Origin of the sequence: Paenibacillus sp. UASWS1643, from assembly GCF_008693195.1 — a bacterium.
GTDB lineage: Bacteria > Bacillota > Bacilli > Paenibacillales > Paenibacillaceae > Paenibacillus > Paenibacillus amylolyticus_B.
On the sequence record NZ_VXKZ01000099.1, the window covers coordinates 33,782 to 54,850 of the forward strand.

General features: G+C 46.9%; 20 protein-coding genes. 17 read left to right on the forward strand and 3 right to left on the reverse strand.

The features are described from left to right. Positions 1-82: 82 nt before the first annotated feature. The 8 genes from aspS to FE296_RS07215 all read left to right on the forward strand — a co-directional run bounded on the left by aspS (position 83) and on the right by FE296_RS07215 (position 10,236). Positions 83-1,861, forward strand: coding sequence for an aspartate--tRNA ligase (aspS, locus tag FE296_RS07185; RefSeq protein ID WP_091027644.1), 1,779 nt, complete (start codon positions 83-85; stop codon positions 1,859-1,861). An 18-nt stretch (positions 1,862-1,879) separates the two neighbouring features. Further along, positions 1,880-2,638, forward strand: coding sequence for a tRNA threonylcarbamoyladenosine dehydratase (locus tag FE296_RS07190; protein WP_150364593.1), 759 nt, complete (start codon positions 1,880-1,882; stop codon positions 2,636-2,638). A 244-nt stretch (positions 2,639-2,882) separates the two neighbouring features. Then, complete coding sequence (locus FE296_RS07195) at positions 2,883-4,181, forward strand: NCS2 family permease (RefSeq protein ID WP_124115609.1); 1,299 nt, start codon at positions 2,883-2,885, stop codon at positions 4,179-4,181. An 85-nt stretch (positions 4,182-4,266) separates the two neighbouring features. Then, positions 4,267-6,066, forward strand: a complete 1,800-nt coding sequence (locus FE296_RS07200) for an ABC transporter ATP-binding protein (protein WP_150364594.1) — start codon at positions 4,267-4,269, stop codon at positions 6,064-6,066. A 148-nt stretch (positions 6,067-6,214) separates the two neighbouring features. Next, positions 6,215-6,880 carry a TetR/AcrR family transcriptional regulator gene (locus tag FE296_RS07205; protein ID WP_150364595.1) on the forward strand — a complete coding sequence of 222 codons (666 nt, stop codon included), beginning with the start codon at positions 6,215-6,217 and terminating at the stop codon, positions 6,878-6,880. Positions 6,881-6,916: 36 nt separating this feature from the next. Continuing rightward, positions 6,917-7,708, forward strand: coding sequence for a DUF4097 family beta strand repeat-containing protein (locus FE296_RS07210; protein WP_190945070.1), 792 nt, complete (start codon positions 6,917-6,919; stop codon positions 7,706-7,708). 40 nt (positions 7,709-7,748) lie between these two features. After that, positions 7,749-7,919 carry a hypothetical protein gene (locus FE296_RS32670; RefSeq protein ID WP_190945071.1) on the forward strand — a complete coding sequence of 57 codons (171 nt, stop codon included), beginning with the start codon at positions 7,749-7,751 and terminating at the stop codon, positions 7,917-7,919. Positions 7,920-8,055: 136 nt separating this feature from the next. After that, positions 8,056-10,236: a HelD family protein gene (locus FE296_RS07215; protein WP_150364597.1), complete on the forward strand. Its 2,181-nt coding sequence runs from the start codon at positions 8,056-8,058 to the stop codon at positions 10,234-10,236. Positions 10,237-10,361: 125 nt separating this feature from the next. Here the strand turns inward: FE296_RS07215 and FE296_RS07220 are convergent, their stop codons facing one another. Together FE296_RS07220 and FE296_RS07225 are read right to left on the reverse strand one after the other, a co-directional pair. Further along, complete coding sequence (locus FE296_RS07220) at positions 10,362-11,264, reverse strand: DMT family transporter (RefSeq protein WP_150364598.1); 903 nt, start codon at positions 11,262-11,264, stop codon at positions 10,362-10,364. Further along, the gene (locus FE296_RS07225; protein WP_150364599.1) at positions 11,261-12,004 is read right to left on the reverse strand and encodes an SDR family NAD(P)-dependent oxidoreductase; all 744 of its coding nucleotides are present in this window, start codon (positions 12,002-12,004) and stop codon (positions 11,261-11,263) included. The genes FE296_RS07220 and FE296_RS07225 overlap by 4 nt, the downstream gene beginning before the upstream one ends. A gap of 136 nt (positions 12,005-12,140) precedes the next feature. Here FE296_RS07225 and FE296_RS07230 point away from each other — a divergent pair, with 136 nt between their 5' ends. Genes FE296_RS07230 through crcB form a run of 4 tightly spaced genes read left to right on the forward strand, consistent with a single transcriptional unit; the run spans position 12,141 to position 15,169 of the window. Then, a complete protein-coding gene (locus FE296_RS07230; RefSeq protein ID WP_150364600.1) occupies positions 12,141-13,028 on the forward strand; it encodes a LysR family transcriptional regulator in 888 nt (295 codons plus the stop codon). Between the two features lie 42 nt (positions 13,029-13,070). Continuing rightward, positions 13,071-14,378, forward strand: a complete 1,308-nt coding sequence (locus tag FE296_RS07235; RefSeq protein WP_150364601.1) for a replication-associated recombination protein A — start codon at positions 13,071-13,073, stop codon at positions 14,376-14,378. Positions 14,379-14,411: 33 nt separating this feature from the next. Next, on the forward strand, positions 14,412-14,813 hold the full coding sequence (locus FE296_RS07240) for a fluoride efflux transporter FluC (protein WP_124115616.1): 402 nt from the start codon (positions 14,412-14,414) through the stop codon (positions 14,811-14,813). Continuing rightward, positions 14,810-15,169 carry a fluoride efflux transporter CrcB gene (gene crcB, locus FE296_RS07245; RefSeq protein ID WP_124115617.1) on the forward strand — a complete coding sequence of 120 codons (360 nt, stop codon included), beginning with the start codon at positions 14,810-14,812 and terminating at the stop codon, positions 15,167-15,169. The genes FE296_RS07240 and crcB overlap by 4 nt, the downstream gene beginning before the upstream one ends. 129 nt (positions 15,170-15,298) lie before the next feature. On the opposite strand, the gene mnmA is transcribed toward crcB, so the two are convergent. After that, positions 15,299-16,423, reverse strand: coding sequence for a tRNA 2-thiouridine(34) synthase MnmA (mnmA, locus tag FE296_RS07250; RefSeq protein WP_150364602.1), 1,125 nt, complete (start codon positions 16,421-16,423; stop codon positions 15,299-15,301). Between the two features lie 322 nt (positions 16,424-16,745). On the opposite strand from mnmA, the gene cymR reads away from it, so the two are divergent. The 5 genes from cymR to FE296_RS07275 all read left to right on the forward strand — a co-directional run bounded on the left by cymR (position 16,746) and on the right by FE296_RS07275 (position 20,757). After that, complete coding sequence (gene cymR, locus FE296_RS07255; protein WP_062835876.1) at positions 16,746-17,165, forward strand: cysteine metabolism transcriptional regulator CymR; 420 nt, start codon at positions 16,746-16,748, stop codon at positions 17,163-17,165. A 174-nt stretch (positions 17,166-17,339) separates the two neighbouring features. Then, complete coding sequence (locus FE296_RS07260) at positions 17,340-18,491, forward strand: cysteine desulfurase family protein (protein ID WP_150364603.1); 1,152 nt, start codon at positions 17,340-17,342, stop codon at positions 18,489-18,491. A gap of 164 nt (positions 18,492-18,655) precedes the next feature. After that, positions 18,656-19,177: a PRC-barrel domain-containing protein gene (locus FE296_RS07265; protein WP_017686814.1), complete on the forward strand. Its 522-nt coding sequence runs from the start codon at positions 18,656-18,658 to the stop codon at positions 19,175-19,177. A 10-nt stretch (positions 19,178-19,187) separates the two neighbouring features. Beyond that, positions 19,188-19,397, forward strand: coding sequence for a hypothetical protein (locus FE296_RS07270; RefSeq protein ID WP_017686815.1), 210 nt, complete (start codon positions 19,188-19,190; stop codon positions 19,395-19,397). A 292-nt stretch (positions 19,398-19,689) separates the two neighbouring features. Then, a complete protein-coding gene (locus FE296_RS07275; RefSeq protein WP_124115619.1) occupies positions 19,690-20,757 on the forward strand; it encodes an AI-2E family transporter in 1,068 nt (355 codons plus the stop codon). Positions 20,758-21,069 lie beyond the last annotated feature (312 nt).

Here is a 21,069-nt window from a genome sequence, read left to right on the forward strand (position 1 = left end):
GGTCTACACGTAACCGGGCTGTTGAAGAGCAGGTACTAACTGCCCATACAGAACGGAAATTCACATAATGAGGAGTTTGGTTATGAAAAGAAGTCATCATTGCGGCGCATTAACACCCGCACACATCGGTGAAACAGTAACATTGAACGGTTGGGTTCAAACCCGCCGTGACCTGGGGGGCGTACTCTTTATCGATCTGCGTGACCGCAGCGGGATTGTACAAGTTGTCTTTAACCCGGCTTATTCCGGTGAAGCTCTGCAAATCGCAGATCGCGTACGTAGCGAGTATGTTATCGCTGTAACGGGTAAAGTTGTTAAACGTGATGCAGAAACAGTTAACAAAAACCTGCCTACAGGCGAAATTGAAGTTCAAATCACAGAAATCGAAGTGCTGAATGCAGCAAAAACACCTCCATTCTTCATTGAAGATGGTGTCGAAGTTGATGAATCCCTTCGTTTGAAATATCGTTACCTGGACCTGCGTCGTCCGGAAATGTTCGAAACACTGAAATTGCGTTCCAAAGCATCCAAAGTGTTCCGTGACTACCTGGATGGAGAAGAGTTCGTTGAAGTGGAAACACCGATTTTGACGAAGAGCTCCCCGGAAGGTGCGCGTGATTATCTCGTACCGAGTCGTGTGCATGAAGGTGAATTCTTCGCCTTGCCGCAATCACCGCAAATTTACAAACAATTGCTGATGGTCGGCGGACTTGAGCGTTACTATCAGATCGCTCGTTGTTTCCGGGATGAGGATCTGCGTGCAGACCGTCAACCAGAATTCACTCAAGTCGACATCGAGACTTCTTTCCTGCAACAGGATGACCTGTTGCCAATGATGGAAGAACTGATGGCCAAATTACTGCGTGAAACCAAAGGTATTGAGCTGGAACTGCCTTTCCAACGGATTACGTATGCAGATGCAATGGGTAAATACGGTTCAGACAAACCAGATTTGCGCTTTGGTATGGAACTGGTTGAAATGAACGATATTGTAGCAAACAGTGGTGTAAAAGTATTTGCTTCTGTCATCGAAAAAGGTGGAGAAGTGAAAGTGCTGAACGCTAAAGGCTGTGGCACATGGAGCCGTAAAGAGATCGATGATCTCGGACCATTTGCTGCACGTTACGGTGCAAAAGGTCTGGCTTGGATTCAAGTGAAAGACGGCGAGTTCAAAGGGCCAATCGTGAAGTTCTTCACGCCTGAAGAAATCGAAGCTGTCAAAGAACGTACTGGTGCTGAAGATGGCGACTTGCTGCTCTTCTCCGCAGACACCAAAAAAGTGGTTGCTGACGTTCTGGGCGCATTGCGTCTGAAAATCGGCCGTCAACTTGGATTGATTGATGATAGCAAATTCAAATTTGCTTGGGTTGTGGACTTCCCACTCCTTGGATATGATGAAGATGCGAAACGTTATGTGGCAGAACACCATCCGTTCACACGTCCAAAAGATGAAGATGTACATCTCTTCGACACTGATCCGGGTGCAATCCGCGCTCAAGCCTATGACCTTGTTCTCAATGGTTATGAAGTAGGTGGCGGTTCGATGCGTATCTATAAACGTGATGTTCAGGAGAAAATGTTTGCTGCCCTTGGACTCTCACCAGAAGTAGCGAATGAGAAATTCGGCTATCTGTTGGAAGCATTCGAATATGGAACTCCACCGCATGGTGGTATTGCCTTTGGTCTGGACCGTTTGGTGATGTTGCTGGCGGGTCGCACAAATCTGCGTGAAACGATTGCCTTCCCGAAAACGGCAAGTGCAACGGATCTGCTCATGAATGCACCTTCTGAAGTGGATGACTCGCAATTGGAACAACTTCATATCCGCGTAGCCCGTAAACCGGTAGCGGAAAAGAAATAAAGGAGGCATCGATTCTCAATGCTCCATCAATTTTCAAGAACAGAACTTGCGATCGGACCTGAAGGTCTGGACGCATTGAAGAATAGTACAGTCGCTGTACTCGGTATTGGCGGGGTAGGTGGAATTGCTGTAGAAGCTCTTGCCCGTAGCGGCGTTGGGCGAATCATCCTGATTGATAAAGACGTAGTGGACATCACCAATATTAACCGCCAGATTCATGCGCTGACCACGACAGTAGGGCAGAAAAAAGCCGACCTGATGGTGGAACGTGTGAAACTGATCAATCCGGAATGTGATGCGATTGCCCTGAATATGTTTTACACGGAAGAGACGTATGAGGAATTGTTCAAATATGAACTGGATTATGTGCTGGATGCATCCGACACGATTATCTACAAAATCCATCTCATTAAAGAGTGCCTGAAACGTAAAATTCCGATGATCTCCAGCATGGGTGCGGCGAATAAAATGGACCCAACGAAATTCCAGGTTGCGGATATTTCGAAAACGACCATGGACCCGATTGCCCGTGTTGTACGTACGACACTTCGCAAAGACGGCATCAAAAAAGGTGTGAAAGTGGTCTTCTCGACTGAAAAGCCGATGAAACCTCGTGAGGACGTAACACAAAAAATCGTTCCCGAGAATGCTCCGGAAATTCGTAAGGCTAAACAGCCACCTGCGAGTAACTCATTTGTGCCTCCGGTAGCCGGACTGATTATGGTCAGTGTTGCGATTAAGGATTTGTTAGAGATTGCAGAGGACAAGCAGCAGTAACTTGCTGCCAACTGAAGAAGCGTGGATGCTCATAAGGCATCTGCGCTTTTTTGTGTAATCAGACTTCGCAAGACCGGAGCGGATGGGCCTTCACTCGTCTATGATAGCCGAACTGTATCCCTAGATAAATGTCAGAGTTACGTCATGTACTTCAAAGTCAAAACCGTGTATGATATTCACTGCTGCGCGAAATGATGATACATACATAAAGATTTTGCGGCTACAGAGAGGGGAATAGAACGAAATGAAACACGGATGGATGACCAGACGTCTTGGCATGGAGCCAGGAGACCAGTGGAAGAAGGAAGTTGTGGCGGGAGCCATTTCCTATTTTGCCGTGGTCTATATCGTTATGGTCAATGCTACAATTCTTTCCGATGCCGGGATGCCTTTGCAGGCAGCCATGGTTGGAACCCTGCTGACATCCATTGCAGGCTGTTTGCTCATGGCATTTGGCGGAAAATCACCGATTATCGTGGTACCCGGAATGGGGATTAATGCATTTTTTACGTATACACTTGTACATTCCATGAAATTAAGCTGGCAAGAAGCGCTGGCTGTAGTAACCGTTACAGGTATACTGTTTGCCATTGTTGCATTTACGTCACTATACAAAATGATCAGCGAAGCGATCCCGAAAAATCTGCAGCATGGCATTACGGTCGGGATTGGTTTGTTTCTGACATTTATCGGTTTGCAAAAAAGTGGAATCGTTATCGCGCATCAGACGACGTTTGTCGCGATTGGTCACTTTAATGATCCGAATGTCATTACAGCCTGCGTTACGCTGGTGCTGGCCTTGATTTTATTTATCCGTAATGTGCAAGGCGGACTTCTAATTAGTATTTTGGTCGGGACAGGTCTTGCCTATGTACTTGGAGCAGTGAACCCGGGTGAATCCGTATCTGCGATGGATGCGCTGCGTCAATATGGCGGTTTGTTTGGTGAATTGTCCTTGATGAAGCTGGCTGATGTAGCATTCTGGATCGCGGTATTTTTGCTACTGCTAATTGTGGTGTTCGAAAATATCGGTTTAATTACCGCTCAGACACAGATGATTGGTCGTCCGGAGCGATTCAAGGGAAGTCTGCGGGCACTATCGATTAGTACCGTGCTGGCAGGCATATTCGGAAGCAGTCCTCCAGTTGCCGCCGCCGAGACGACAGCTGGTATTGCCGCAGGTGGTCGCACAGGTTTGACTCCACTCGTTACAGCCGTGTTATTCGGGGCTACTTTTTTCTTCATCCCGCTACTCGGTTACATTCCGGACAGTGCAATTGCACCCATTTTGATCATTATTGGTGGCCTGATGGTGCAAGGTGTGAAAGATATGGATTTTGGTGACTTTACAGAGGCGTTCCCAGCATTTCTGATCATGGTCATGATTCCATTTACATATAGCATCGTGGACGGTATGGCGTTTGGATTTATTGCCTATCCATTAGCGAAGTTGGCAGCAGGTCAAGGTAAACAGGTACCTGTGGTCATGTATGGCATTTCCATCCTCTTTTTAGCCAATTTTGTGTTACATGGTATCTTGTAAAGCTGTGTTAAACAACAAAAGGCAACGTCATGTAAGTTCATACGTATGATCTCTGGTGAGCAGATGGAGAACGGGAGGAACGGGAATGGAAGAGCAGCAACAAGCAGGGCAGAATGAACCGAAGGTAGGAAAAAAGGGATTTAAGGATTTCGTCAAGCTTATCGCTTCCACGAATCCGCCAAAACTGATTTTGATTCTTGCCCTCATCTTAACCCTGATTCAAACAACAGCCGGACTGATCGTGCCATTGATGACCAAAGGTCTGATTGATGGACTTACCACTTCGGCATTGAACAAATCTGTGATTTTGTTATTGCTTGGGGCATTTGTGATTCAGGCGATTGCCTCAGGTATTAGCATTTATATGTTAAATTACGCAGGACAACGCGTGGTCGCAACGCTTCGCACTAAGCTGTGGAACAAGGTCTTGTCGCTGAGAATGCCGTATTTCGACCGAAATCGGACAGGCGATACGATGAGCCGGATTACCAATGATACAAGCCAGATCATGACGTTGATCGCAGATTATTTGGTTTCTTTTGTATCCAACATTGTTGCTGTTGTAGGTGGCGTGGCGTTACTATTTTACTTGGATTGGGTGATGTCGCTCATTATCCTGAGTCTGGTGCCACTTACGTTGTTGATTCTGTTGCCGGTGGGTAAGAAAATGTACAAGATCTCCAAGAAACAACAGGACGAGATGGCAGGTCTTACGTCTGTACTTAGTCAGGTTATTGGTGAGATCCGCTTGGTGAAAGCCTATGGAACGGAGAAACAGGAATCAGAAGCAGGAGATTCCCGGATTCGTAAAATGTTTGCTTTTGGCTTGCAGGAGGCACGTATCCTCGCGCTGATCGGTCCCTTGTTTACATTTGTCATGACTGCGGTGTTGGTCGTTATTCTGGGTGTGGGGGGAATGCGTGTAGCGTCTGGTATGCTATCACCGGGTGAACTGGTTGCGTTCATTTTGCTGTTGTTCCAGGTGATTATGCCAATGGGACAATTCACAACGCTATATTCCCGTTTGCAAAAAGTAGTAGGTGCAACGGAGCGTATACAGGCCATACTTGCAGACGAGGAAGAGCCACATCACAGCACCAAGGTAGCTCCAAAAGGAAATGAGACGATTGCATTCCATGATGTACACTTTTCCTATGTCACAGGTGAGGAAGTGCTGCACGGAATCAATCTGACGGTACCTACACAAAAAGTGACAGCGATTGTCGGCCCAAGCGGTAGTGGCAAATCAACACTGTTCTCCTTGATGGAGCAGTTCTATATGCCCGATTCAGGCCATATTTCATATGGGGGACAAGCCATAACGGATTATTCTTTGGCCTCCTGGCGTAGCAAGATTGGGTATGTATCTCAGGAAAGTCCACTTATGGCGGGTACGATCAAAGACAACATCACGTACGGATTAGGTCGTGAGGCCACGATGGATGAGATCCGGCGAGCTGCTGAGATGGCCTATTCTGCCGATTTTATCGACAAGCTGCCACAGGGTTATGACACGGAAGTGGGCGAGAGAGGAATCAAGTTATCCGGGGGCCAACGTCAGCGGATTGCTATTGCTCGTGCCTTACTGCGCAGTCCGGATATTCTCATGTTGGATGAAGCGACATCCAGTCTGGACAGCACCTCTGAGTATGAAGTACAACAGGCTTTGTCCAACCTGATGGAAGGCAGAACCACGATCGTGATCGCGCACCGATTGTCCACGGTTGTGGATTCCGATCAGATTGTTGTATTGGAGCATGGACATGTTACCGGAACAGGAACTCATGCGGAATTGATCAGCAGTCATTCGGTGTATCGTGAATTAGCGCAGAAGCAGTTTGTCGCACAGGAAGGCAATGCAGCTAGAGTGCAAAACGAAGAGTAGTCTCCATTGTTAAAAGGGTCTCCGTTATACCCAAGAGGTATTTCAACGGAGATCCTTTTTCTTATCCTTTCAGTTCCTCATATTTACAGTAAGACCAACATACTCTATATTATAGATACCGACCGTTGGTATGTATAAGGAGGATTTTATGGCTAGAAATAAATACCCCGAGCAGACACTGGATCTGATTCTGGCAGTCTCAACTCAAATGTTTACCGAAAAGGGATATGAAAAGACCAGTATTCAGGACATTATAGATGAATTAGGTATGTCCAAAGGTGCGATATATCATCATTTCAAATCCAAGGAGGATATTCTCAGTGCAGTGATGGAGAAAGAGCTTGGGCGGGCAGAAGGCATGTTTATGGAACTGATTCAGAACACGCATGCTCCAGATGCTAGACAGAAGCTCATCAGTATTTTGGAAAATATCATCATTGATCCTGGAATTCAGTCCAATTCAATTGATCAGGTTCTTAGCACACAGATCAAGAATCCACAGTTTGTTCTTGGCGGGATCAGAAAAGGTGTTCTGAAGGATGCTCGAATTATTGCCGACATTATGGAACAGGGAAAGGAGGATGGGTCCATTTCAGTTGAATTTCCTTTGGAGTGTGCCGAAATATTCATGTTGCTCGTCAACATTTGGATCAACCCCCTTCTTTTTGGTAGAGATCAGGAACAGACATTGGAGAGACTCAAGTTTCTACAGCACATGATGAAGCTCTTGGGCGCCGATATCGTTAGCGAACAACTTATTCAGCGTATTACCAATCGGCATGCCAGCACGGGAGGCTATGCGGAGGCGGATTAAACATACACCTGATTGTTTGAAATGGAGAGGGAGAAGATGTTGAAAAGTAGCGAGCTTGCCTTATGCAAGAGCATAGACATTGATCAATCCATTCAAGATATACAGCTAAATTGGTTGTCAGGAGATATCAGCGTTCTTCCGAGTGTGGATGAACTGATTCACGTTATGCAATATGCGGATGCGTGCTTTTCCAAGCGTAGGCTGATGCAAGTTAACATTCAAGGGGATACCTTAAGCATTGCGGACGGGAGAAAAAGGAGAGGCCTCGTTGGAATAAATATCGGTAGAACAGCATTGGAGATTCAGCTTCCTGCTCGGGTTTTTGATCGTATTTTACTAAACTCCACAGGAGGACAACTCCGGTTGAATCGGCTTTTGGCTACTCGCTGTCAATGTAAGATCACCTCAGGTAGTGTAGACCTATCAGGGAGGATGGATGAGCTCGAACTGTGCGCATTGGCATCCGTAGTGAAAGGGCAGCACCTTAGTGCAAATAAATTCAATCTTCAATCCAGTTCAGCCAAGATCGACATTTCGGGGGAGTTTCGCCACTTGCAAATTATCACAACAGGCAGAGGAATAAATATGGACTGTCTCAAGATGCCAGAGAGATTGCATTCCGTATCCACAGGGGCAAAGGCAGTGGTTTCCATTCCAGATAACGAAGGTTTCCGAATTTTACTTAAAAGAAGATCAGGAGCGTTAAAAAGTGAATTTGATTTGATTCCCCTTCATGGGAACAGCAAAGATCTAATACACAAAAGTGGAAAAAGTGAATTCCAAGTGGATATTCGAGGAGGAGCTTTTCATTTAAAACACAGGAAATAAGAGACTAATCGTGTGTACTGAAAACAAAGGGGCAGATATTATGGCTGGTTGGATCGTGGGAATCAGTTTTTCCACCATTGTAATGCTAATCGGGATTTACGGCGAATTGAACAGCAGACGCAGGCAGGTCAGAAACAGGTGGGCCTGGTGGTTTATTTTGTTCGGTTGTTGTGCGCTTGTCAGTGCCATCATTAATTATCAATTCAGATAAGCTTCATGCCTTACAAAAGTAAGCCTACAAATCGGATATGGCTTTCAATTGCCCTATGTGATATAGTAAGTATCCTTTTGTATTGCCAGATCTAGGCGATGCAGAGCAAAACATATTCTTAGGAGGTAACTGAAACATGTCAGACAGCTTTCAAAGTGCCTATCAAGAAGAAGAGTACAGGTTAGAGCGAACGATGGAGGAAGTGGACAGTCAGTTGGAACGACTGCAAAATATTCCGGTATATACCGGCCACGACTTCACAGAACAAGTGCTGGAAGCTGGACGCGAAGAGCGCCGCACCGCCTTGTCCAAGAGCGCGCAGCAACCCTATTTCGGACGCTTGGATTTCGAAGAACAGGGCAGTGGTGCACGGAAACCGCTGTATATTGGCAAAATCGGCGTAGACCGCGAAGAGGTGGGAGAGCATCCGCTCGTCATCGACTGGCGTGCTCCTGTCGCGAGCCTGTTTTACTCATTTACCGGAGGAGAAGCCTCCGCTACGTATGAAGCCCCGGAAGGGCTTATTGAAGGTCTCGTATATCTGAAACGAAACGTTGTCATTCGGCAGCGGATATTGGAACGTGTGGCGGATACATATAACCGTGACAGCGACCAGCCAGCGGTATCTGATGAATTTCTCGTTTATCGTCTGGGAGAGAACAAGGATAACAAACTCCGTGACATCGTATCTACAATTCAGGCGGAGCAGGATCTGATTATTCGTGCGGCGCGAAATACCGCATTGATCATTCAGGGTGTAGCTGGATCCGGGAAAACAACGGTTGCCCTGCATCGGCTTGCCTTTTTGCTATATCAGTATAAGGAGCAGGTATCTGCGGAGAAAATGGTTATTTTTGCACCCAACCATATGTTCCTGGATTACATCTCGGATGTGCTTCCGGAACTTGGAGTAGGGGACATTCAACAGCGGACATTTCCGGATTGGGCGATGAACCTGCTGGGGCTGGAGATGCCTTTGGCGAATACGTCGGATACATTGAACACCTGGTTCGAAACACCTGATGCACGGCCTGAATTGAATGATGATGTACCTGGACGTTACAAAGGATCGATCCGTTTCATGGAGCTTATTCGAGAGTGGCTCTCGGGGATGGAAGCGGATTCCGTACCGGATATGGACTTCAGTCCATGGGATGGTAAGGTGCTCAGCAAGACGGAGATCGAGAACTGGTTCGGTGAGGAGTACAAACATTATCCGCTGGCCAAACGCAAAGAACGGGTCATGGCGCGGGTTCACCGCTGGATTGAGATGGAACTTAAGAAACCGATGCCAGAAGCTGTGCGCAAAGAACGCAAGAAAAAAGCATCTACTCGTGAGAAAGCTTATGCCAAAAAGTGGCCTCAATACGAGCCGCTTACGTTATATAAACAGCTATTTAAAGCTGCAAAGGGTGGTTCAGTGCCAGCCTCGCTCAGCGGGCTTATTCCAAAATTGGTCATGAAACAAACGGCAGCGGATCTGAAGCAGGATATCGTCCGTGAAGAGGATTTGCCTGCATTGGTATACATTCATACATTGGTCCATGATATTGAGGGCTCGGAGCGGTTTGACCATATTGTGATCGATGAAGCCCAGGACTTTTCACCTTTCCATGTGGCGTTATTGGATCGTTTCGTCAAAGGGCATTCCTTCACCATACTTGGTGACTTGTCCCAAGGGATTCATGAGTACCGTGGTGTTCATGCGTGGGAAGAGATGAGTTCTCTATTTCCTGAGGAACAGAATGCATACTTTGCATTGACCCGAAGTTATCGTTCGACGATGGAAATTATCGATTATGCCAATACGATTCTGGAACGGGGCGTCAAGAGCGGAATTACGGCGATTCCTGTTTTCCGTAGTGGTGATCCGGTTCGGACATTGGCTTATGGAGGCGAAGGGCGGACGGCAAGTCTGGAGCAGGCTTTGAAGGTGTTAACCGTCAAAGACTACCGAACGGTCTCCATCCTGACCCGTACACTGCATGAAGCAGAGGAACTTCATCGTGAACTTCAGGACGCAGGCTGGGATCTAAACCTGATCGATGGTGGCAAAAAGCAGTACACGGGTGGACACTCCGTTTTACCAGTTTATCTGTCTAAAGGGTTGGAGTTTGATTCCGTTATTGTGGCAGACGTAGACCAGAAGCATTATTTGCCAAATGCCGGTGATGCAAAGCTGTTGTACGTTGGTTGTACACGGGCCTTGCACGAATTGTGGCTCTTCCATGAAGGTGATTTGCCAGAATACGCGGCTGCTACACATAGTCCCGACGGCGAGCCAGTAACCATTCAGGGTTGGCCTGAGATTGGGTAAATAAAGTTTGCTTAACCAAAGAAAGGCATGACGTTCATGGGAAATCCCATAAGCGCATGCCTTTTTCTGCTTTTGTGCGAGAATCGCGTAATTTTCCGAGAAAAAACGACGGAGGAAGTTCAGGTTTATGTTACCCTATTTCCCATTCTGGACGAGCGACGGTTCACCAGGAATATGCCAACACCAATGAATAAACCGCCTGCCAATGCAAACCACTGTACATGCTCCCCCAGTAAAATCCAACTCGATAGTACACCAAAGAACGGCGCCAGAAACAGATACGAACTGGTTTGGGCTGGGTCACTATTCTGAAGCAGGTAAAACCAGAGTGAAAACTGAATGATGGAGCAAACAAGCGTTAACCAGAGCAGCGCCATAACCGAGGTGGTATTGACCATAAAGTGAGGCTGTTCAGTCCATACGCTCAGCAGAAGCAACGCAGCACCTCCAGCGAGCATCTGATAGGCTGTTAAGACAAAAGTATCGTAGTCATCGCCCCAGCGTTTGATGAGCAATGTGGACACGGCAAAGGAGATCGCACCAGCGAAACCAATCCAGGTTCCAGGGCTAAAACTCATCTGCCATCCAAAGGTTAACATAATCCCCATGAAACCGAGCATAACACCGATCCACTGACTGAAGCGGTAGGTCACGCTATACAAGAGTGCACTGAGGATAATGACCAGTAACGGATTGGTAAATGTAATAATGGCCGATTCGCCAGAGGTAATCCAGTTCATGCTGTAGTAGGCGCAGCCCATTACTCCTGCGGATTGGAACAGGCCAATGAGGATTATTTTCAACCATGACTGCCACTGGGTAGGTAATGGACGTTTGCGAAGATACCAGGCCATCAAGCTGCCTGCCAGTACATAACGTAGACCCATGAGCAGGAAAGGTGGAGCATATAACATACCGATCTTGCCGACTGGAAAAGAAGTACCCATGATTAGCGTTGTCAAAATGATCAAAATTGTATACTTCAAGGGTTGGATAGTACGGGTACCTGTGTCATGGCTGGAGTTCATAACGTCTGTCCGCTATCTACAGTAATTAGCTGCCCGGTCATGGATTGCTGTTCCAGCGCAGCACAGATCATGTGTGCGATATCTTCAGGTGAGGCAATATGCTGTAATAACACTTCTCCGCCGAGACGATACATTCGCTCCTCGTTTCCAGCCCACCACCTTGTAGCAACTGCGCCGGGGACGATAGCATTCACCCGAATGTGTGGTGAGAGAGCATGCGCAAGGGATAAGGTCAGGCCGTGAACTGCCGCTTTGGAGACGGCGTAAGGGAGGGATGAGCCAGAACCCGTACTGCCTGCAATGCTGCCCAGATTCACGATGGAACCCCCACCAGCCTGTCTCATGCCTTCCGCCACTGCACGCACGCAATGAAACATGCCTTTCACATTGACATCAATCAGCTCGTTCCAAACGTCATCTGTAACAGATTCCAGATCGTGCAGAGGGATATGATGGGTGATTCCGGCGTTATTTACAAGTGCAGTAATCGGGCCATAGGTTTCAGTTATTGTATTGACCATGCGCTGGACATCAAGATCATTGACAACATTAGCTTGAACGGCGAATGCATGGCCTCCCGTATCCAAAATGTGTTGAACAGTCTCTCTTGCTGCATCTTGTGAGCGGGAATAGTTGACAGCGACCAAGGCTCCGCGTTCAGCGAGCATCTCACTTACAGCACGGCCTATACCTGTTCCACCACCTGTGATCAGAGCAACTCTATTTTTCCAGTATGTCATGCTGAACACTCCTTATCATCATCCAGTCAGATGACTGGTTTGGGATCTACATGAATTGTAGTTCGGTTTACTCATGAAGTATAATGATTGGTAATGAAGCGGATATCATTTTGAATGATGTCAGAGTGGGGGGAACATGGAGAGCGGGGATCTTAGAATATTTCAGTGTGTTGCACAGGAAGGGAATCTGACCAAAGCTGCTTCTAAACTGGGGTATGTGCAATCCAACGTAACGGCACGAATCCGGCATCTGGAAGCAGAAGTAGGTACAACATTGTTCATTCGTCATAACCGAGGCATGACGTTATCTCCAGCCGGAGCAATGCTGCTGACGTATGCGGATAAAATTATTGGTTTGCTGAATGATGCTTCCAAGGCACTACGGGCGACAAGTACACCATCGGGTCCGTTGCGAATAGGGTCTACTCAGACGGCAGCAGCAGTTCGTTTACCTGAGCTTTTTGCAAAATATTATCAACAGTATCCCGAAGTGTCCTTGTCACTGGCTACGGGCAATTCGCAGATGCTTATTGATCAAGTTATTGGGTATGAATTGGAAGGGGCTTTCATTGGTTGTTCCTGTGATCATCCCGATATAGAGTCCATCGATTTATTTGATGAAGAGTTATTTGTGGTCTCGTCGGGTGTGGGGCCCGAAGAAGAGCTTACCCGTAAGCCGATCCTTGTCTACAGCATGGGATGCTCCTACCGACAGATTTTAGAGGAGTGGTTGCTCTCAAGTGGGGTAAATCGTCCAGTGATTATGGAGTTTGGAACGCTGGAGGCGATTATTAGTGGAGTGACGTCCGGAATGGGGATTTCTCTGTTACCAGAGATTGTGATTCGGCAGCAAATCGCAAGTGGAAATCTTCGCAAACATTCGCTCCCTTCTGGCATAAGTAGAATGATGACTCATTTTATTACACGCAAGGATGCGTTTGTCAGCAGTGCGCTTGGCGCATTTATAGCTATGTTACCACGGGAGTATGATATGATAGAGAGTGGTAATACATCAGAAGTGTAAATGTACACATGTTAAGGCAATCCGTTAAGGAAGTGATGAGCAATGGATTTATTTTCGTTTCAGCAGGACTCAAAACCACAAGCCAGATTGCTCGCGGACCGCATGCGGCCAGAGCATCTGGATGAATATATTGGACAGGAACATATTATTGGACCAGGGAAATTACTGCGGCGCGCCATCGAGGCGGATCAGATTTCGTCCATCTTGTTATATGGCCCTCCGGGATGTGGCAAGACTACCTTGGCACATATTATTTCTCAGCAAACGCAGGGACAGTTCGTTCGCCTGAATGCAGTGGAAGCTTCCGTCAAGGATGTACGTGAAGTCATCGAACAGGCTCAAACGAACAAACAGCTGTATGGAACCAAAACCATTCTGTTTCTCGACGAGGTACATCGGTTTAACAGTTCACGTCAGGATGCGTTATTGCCAGCGGTAGAGAAGGGTACGATTATTTTTATCGGCGCGACGACAGAGAATCCCTTTCATTATGTCAATGGAGCCTTGATGAGCCGTTCCACCCTGTTCCAGCTGGAATCACTGAACAAGGAGCATTCGCTGATTGCGATGCGTAGAGCGTTGAGTGATGCGGACAAAGGTCTGGGGTTCATGGAACTACAGGCGGACGATGAGGCACTTGAACATATTGCTACGATGGCTAACGGGGATATTCGGCGTGCACTTAACGCGCTTGAACTGGCTGCGTTAACCACGCCACCGGAGAAGGATGGGTCCATTCATATTACGCTTGGTGTAGCTGAGGAGTCTATTCGGCGCCCCATTGTGAAGGCGGATGAATCGACACAGTATGATGTGCTGTCTGCATTTCACAAGAGTATACGGGGTTCCAGTGATGCGGCGTTGTTTTGGTTTCTATACGCGGTGGAGAAGCTCGGCATGGACCCGATGACCTTCATTCGGCGTCTGATTGCAGCGAGCAGTGAAGATATTGGACTTGCGAACCCGCAAGCCATGACACAGGCCATTGGAGCACTTGATGCGTACCGGAATAACGGCTGGCCCGAAGCCAAGCTGAACATTGCACAAGCGATTCTGTTTGCAGTCGAAAGTCCAAAATCCAATGCGGTGTACACCGCCATTTCCAAAGCTATGAACGCGATTGATGAAGTAAAATCGGCAGAAGTTCCGCTTCACTTGCGAGATACGCATTACTCGGGTGCTGTAAAACTTGGACATGAGGGCTATCAATATCCACACAACTATCCAGGGCATTTTGTGAAGCAAGAATATTTGCCAAAGCAGCTTTCACGTAGAATATTCTATGAGGCAACGGAGCAAGGCAACGAATCGAAGATCAGGCTGAACCAACAGCGGCGCAGGGAATTTTAAGAACAGACAGATTATTCGGGAGATGCACACAACATGAAAGAGCTTTTGTATATAGGGGCGGGTGGATTTCTGGGGACATTAACCCGATATGCCATACAGTTAGCGATACCAACTGTCCATGGGGGGTTCCCTTGGGCAGTGCTGCTAATTAATGCAATCGGCAGTCTTTTTTTAGGGTGGTTCTTTACCATAGCTGTTCCAGGCAAAATAACACCACAACTTCGACTGGCCATTGGCACTGGTTTTACTGGCGCATTTACAACATTCTCCACGTTAACACTGGATATTGTTCGTTTATCTGAAGGGGGCGAGTGGGTCAATGCCGCCCTTTATATGATCGTAAGTCTGTTGGCAGGATTAATGCTTTGTGCGTTGGGAATGAGCATTGGACAGCGTATGTTGGGAGTGCCAAGACAAGAGGGTGATGCTTCATGATCTTATGGATTGGTTTGGCAGGTGTACTGGGTGCGGTACTGCGTTTCAGTCTGGGCAAATGGGTCTCGGGCTTGCTGGGAACGGCTTTTCCATGGGGGACATGGATCATCAATATCAGTGGTTCACTGCTGCTTGGACTGTTATACGGGTGGCATCAATCTGTAATGATCTCAGATGCAATCTGGGTGATCTGGGGAACCGGATTCTGCGGTGCGTACACCACATTCTCCACTTTTGGTTATGAAACGTTAGGACTTATGGGTCGACAACGATACGCAAGCGCGGCGCTTTACGTTGTCAGTTCGGTTGTAGTTGGGGTGTTGGCCTCCTTGGCAGGAGTCTGGTTGACTGCATAACGAACTATTTTTATTTTTTTTGCAAAGAAAGCAGGAAAAAAGCCATCCTTCATGGTATACATGAAAGACGGCTTTTTTAATAGGGATACACGGTATTGTGTATAATCCGCATTTTATGGACAAGCTCTATTATTGCATTGCGGGTACAGGTACCTTTTGCACCTGATCGATCGTACCCCCACCCAGACAGATTTCTCCGTCGTAGAAAACAACGGCTTGTCCTGGCGTAATGGCTTTTTGCTGCTGATCAAATTGTACGTCCACACTTCCATCTTCCTGCCAGGTCAGTGTAACACCTTGATCCGGCTGACGATAGCGGAATTTGGCAGTACAACGGTATGGCACATTAGGCATGTGCTCTGTACCAGCAATCCAGTTCACACCCGTTGCGGTTAGACCAGTGGAGTACAGGCTTGCATGGGCATCGCCCTGAACAACAAGCAGTTGATTTTTCTCCAGATTTTTGTCTGCAACGAACCAGGGCTCACCATTGCCTGAACCACCAATGCCAAGACCTTGGCGCTGTCCAAGTGTGTAGTACATCAGACCATCATGGCGGCCTTTGACTTCACCGGTCACGATATCAACCATGTCTCCACCTTTGGCAGGCAGATAGTTGCTCAGGAACTCTTTGAAATTGCGCTCGCCGATGAAGCAGACACCTGTGCTGTCTTTTTTCTTGGCCGTATACAAGCCAGCCGCTTCTGCGATTTTGCGTACTTCCGGTTTGGGCAGATGACCAATCGGGAACATGGCTTTGGACAACTGGTTCTGATTGAGTGCGTTAAGGAAATAGGTCTGATCCTTATTGTTGTCCACACCACGCAGCAGTTTGAATGTGCCATCTTCTTCAATCAGACGAGCATAGTGTCCTGTAGCTACATAATCTGCGCCGAGATCCAGAGCTTTGTTCAGGAATTCACCAAATTTGATCTCACGATTACACATGACATCCGGATTTGGCGTGCGACCCGACTTATATTCATCAAGGAAATAGGTAAATACTTTATCAAAATATTCTTTCTCGAAGTTGACAGTGTAGTAAGGAATGCCGATCTGTTCACATACGCGGCGTACATCCTCTGAATCTTCTTCAGCGGTACAGTGGCCGAACTCGTCGGTGTCATCCCAGTTTTTCATGAAAATGCCGATGACATCGTACCCTTGCTCTTTCAGCAACAGCGCGGTAACGGAAGAATCGACACCTCCGGACATGCCAACGACGACCCGTGTATTTTCAATTGTTTTGGACATCGTTATCACCATTTCTATATATAAATGTGTTTCGTTTCTTATTCTAGCATAACCGGACTCAAGATACGATACACCCGGCCAATTTTGGATAGTGTCCACCACAGACGCACATTTTGGAATATCGTCAATCTTTCTTTTCCATAAAGCATGCAGATATGTTAACATTAGCTGAGGGTTATGATCGGAATACGGAGAATTAGAAAGTTAGAAATTGAGTTCTATGAATCTCTGCTGTGGACAGATCGTGAAACAAACGGTCATGGACTGCAGGATAAAATATAAAGTTTCCAATCGTTACTGAAAATTGAAAGAGGTGACTCCTTTGAAAATATCGACAAAAGGCCGTTACGGCCTCACAATCATGATGGAGCTTGCTGCCAGAACAGGCGAAGGCCCTACATCACTTAAAAGCATTGCCGAGCGCAACCAACTCTCGGAGCATTACCTGGAGCAACTGATTGCTCCACTACGTAATGCAGGACTGGTGAAGAGCATTAGAGGTGCATACGGCGGTTATATCCTTGCGGGTGATCCTGCAACCGTAACTGCAGGCGATGTAATTCGTGTACTGGAAGGGCCAATCTCTCCAGTAGACTTCACGGAGGAAGATGATCCGGCGAAACGTGATCTGTGGTTGCGTATTCGTGACGGGATTGCGGAAGTGTTGGATTCCACAACACTGAAAGACCTGATTACATTCCAGGATCAAGAGAAAAAAGATAGCTACATGTTCTATATTTAACAGTGACTGCGCTAGCATGACATGCTAACTTACTTGAGCCCCCATTTGGGGGCTTTATCCATGCCTTAACATATGTTCATACAAAGGCTTGAGGTTGGTTAGCATTATGAGGCTGTGAAACAGATATCGTAACAGCAGAATAAGATAATTTAACATATAACGGGGTGAAGATAAATGAAACGAATTTATTTGGATCACGCCGCATCGACACCTATGCATCCACAAGTCGCAGAAGCGATGATGAACGTCATGACAGGGCAATTTGGCAATGCATCAAGTATTCATGCCTTTGGGCGTGAAGCCAAACGGACAGTCAGCGGAGCAAGGGATGTCATTGCGGCGTCTTTGGGCTGTTTCCCGGACGAATTGGTATTTACCGGAGGTGGCACGGAGAGCGACAATCTGGCAATCTTTGGAGCAGTCTCAGCAAGGCAGGATAAGGGGAAACACGTCATTACGACGGCCATTGAGCATCATGCTGTGTTGCATACGTGTCAGGAACTGGAGCGGCAAGGTTATGAAGTAACCTATGTATCTGTTGATCGATACGGACGAATAAATCTGGATGAGTTGCGAGAGGCTATTCGTCCGGATACGGTGCTGATTACCATGATGTATGCCAACAATGAAGTGGGCACGATTCAGCCGATACGTGAGGTCGGTGAGATTGCACGTAAACACAATATTCTGTTCCATACCGATGCAGTTCAGGCTCTGGGCAGTCAGGATATTTCCTGTAAGGAATTTCCTGTGGACCTGATCAGCTTCTCTGCGCATAAAATCAATGGACCTCAGGGCGTGGGTGTACTCTATGTACGGAGAGGAATTGTGCTGGAAGCAAGAGCTCACGGTGGGTTGCAAGAGCGTCAGCGGCGCGCTGGTACGGAAAATATCGCAGGTATTACCGGATTTGCAGAGGCTCTGAAGATTGCATCAGCACAAAAGGAGACGCATCGTCAGCATGATTTGGAATTGCGCAAACTTTTGTTGGAACAGCTTGAAATCCATGTGGGGACGGAGCACTTTCATGTGAATGGGCACCCGGAACATACGCTGCCAAACATCCTGAATATCAGCTTTCCGGAAGTGTCCACTGAGACGATGTTAATGAATCTGGATATGGAAGGAATTGCTGTTGCAAGCGGTTCGGCCTGCACCTCCGGGTCACTTGAAGTCTCTCATGTGCTGAAAGCGATGAAATTACCTGAAACATTTTTACACTCTGCGATTCGATTTAGCTGGGGATTGGGTAATACTACGGAAGAAATCATGATAACCGCCGAAAAAATTGGAACCATTCTTGGACGACTGCGTAATAGACCCTAAGGGGAACTTTACACATGGAACAGAAGGAGGGAAGAAGTTCCATTTCATCGGTTGGATAGAAGCGGTTTTGATGATCGGCGTCTGATTGCCACTCATCAACATTGGGCATACCTAGCAATAGCGCCGCGCCTATTTAATGATAAGAAGATGAGGGGGACCCAGCGATGAAGCTTCAGGAAATGATCGGACTTGCCGTTTTTGATGTTGAGGACGGGAAGCAGGTCGGTAAAATCCAGGATTTCATTGTGAATGATGATTGGGAGATCGAAGGTATTGAGCTTGAGAACAAAGGTCTGTTTACCAATCACGTCAAAATCGTGCAGTGGCAAGATATCGTTGCCTACGGCGAAGATGCCGTCATGATCCGTAATCAACAGGCTGTCCGCAAGACGGGAGCCGACGACATAAAATACACGTACCTCCTCGGTCGGTCTAAATTGAAGGAGATGTCCGTGCTCACCGAAGAAGGTTTGCTGCTTGGGCGTGTCTCCGATGTTTATTTTGACCAAGAGTTGGGAAATACAATAATAGGGATTGAAATTACGGACGGTTTTGTGTCCGATCTGATCGAGGGCCGCAAATGGCTGCCATGTACAAGCGATATGTCCATCGGGGAAAGTGCCATTATGGTGCCGTCTCTGAGTGAACAACGCTTGGAAAATGCCATTCATTCTGTTAATGGATAGGTGAATGAATATGAAATGTCCAAACTGTAGTTCCAAAGATATCGGGAAAATTGGTTCCCACCAGTTTTATTGCTGGGGATGCTTTATCGAATTAACGGTGAACGGTGAGAAAATGTCTGTATATCAGGTGGAAGAAGACGGTACGCTGAGCTCCCTGGATGATTTGTTTTTCGGGGACGAGCTGCCACAAGACTTCCCTCATCTTCACGCTTCTTCTTAACAAGCAGGATAACTTCCTCTATATGCGGTTTCATGATAATGTCTGTCATGGGGGCTGTCGTTAATTGTTGGCAGATGCATATAGATGTGGTTACATAATGGTTCGGGTAGCACATGAATGATTATATGCTAACCCGTGCTGCAAAATGCGCTTCCTTCTCTGATGAAGGAGGCGTTTTTTTGGTTTAAGAAAAAATGTTGGATTGCTCCTTTCCACTTCTGCGCTGTGTTAATAAATATTACCTTTCCTACATATACTGACTCTCAGAGCCAGTCCAAAAGGAGAGATGCAAGTGGAGCAATTAACAAAAAACAAGCTGTTCCGTTACGCGATCTGGCTGCTGCTCGGATTGATTATTTTATATTTTATATGGCTGCTGCGGCCTTTACTGCTTCACATATATGCGTTCCTGAAAACAGTTTTGGCTCCCTTTATCGTAGCCCTTATCATATCTTATGTACTCAATCCGATTGTCAGCATGCTGGGAGGGCGCAAAGTGCCGCGTACGATTGCGGTACTACTCATATATGCCTTTTTCCTGACCTGCATCGGTGTCATTCTGATGAATGTGATTCCGGTATTGATTGAACAGCTGGGGGAACTTAACGAGCATATGCCGGAACTATCCATGCGTGCACAGAGCCTGATGAACAATATGGATCACAAATTAATGCCGCCAAGTGTGCGAACAGGCATGAACAGTTGGTTTTTTCAGATGGAGGATCGACTAACTCAGGGAATTACCGTGTTAATGGACAATATCGGGGCGACCATTAATGTGTTATTTAATGTGTTTATCGTGCCATTTCTGATCTTTTATATGTTAAAAGACTTTGAGGTATTTGAGCGCACCATTGTGGCGTATCTTCCGCGTTCACGTCGTAAAGCGATTGTCTCGGTGATGAAAGAGATCGATACTGCACTGGGGAACTACATTCGGGGACAGTTTATTGTCTGTGTCATTGTTGGTATCTTTGCCTACATTGGTTATATCGTCATTGATATGCCGTATGCCCTGCTGCTTGCAAGCATTGTAGCTGTGTTTAACATTGTGCCCTACCTGGGGCCGTTCCTTGGAGCTGCTCCTGCTGTCGTCATGGCATCAACCGTATCGTTTAAAATGGTACTGCTTGTTGTCATAGTGAACACACTGTGCCAAGTGTTGGAGAGTAATGTTATTTCTCCTCAGGTGGTGGGACGTACGTTGCATCTGCATCCACTGTCGATTATATTTGCACTGCTCGTCGGAGGTGAACTGGCAGGCATTGTAGGTTTAATTTTGGCAGTACCTGTTTTTGCCGTGCTGAAGGTGATTGTGCAGCACTTTTTCGCCTATTACATCAAACGAAGGACCGACTAAATATCAGGGTTAAAACATCAACGCGGCCGCGTTGACACCCGCTTGTGCTATCGATATAATGAGTGTGTATGTTTAGAACATGAAATCGATGATGAAATAAAGTACGCCGAGGGTTCCTTTCCTCAGAGAATAGACTTCATTGGATCAGGGTGAGCCTGAACTGATGGCTGGAAGAGTCTTGAAAGATGAAGCGGCGGAAAGCTAATTTCGGAGTGCAGGACAACCCTGCCGGGAGCGACCGTTATTTCGCATGAACGAGGAGATTGTTTGTTTGTCCGGGCAGCAAGGGATGAACAGCAATAACCAGGGTGG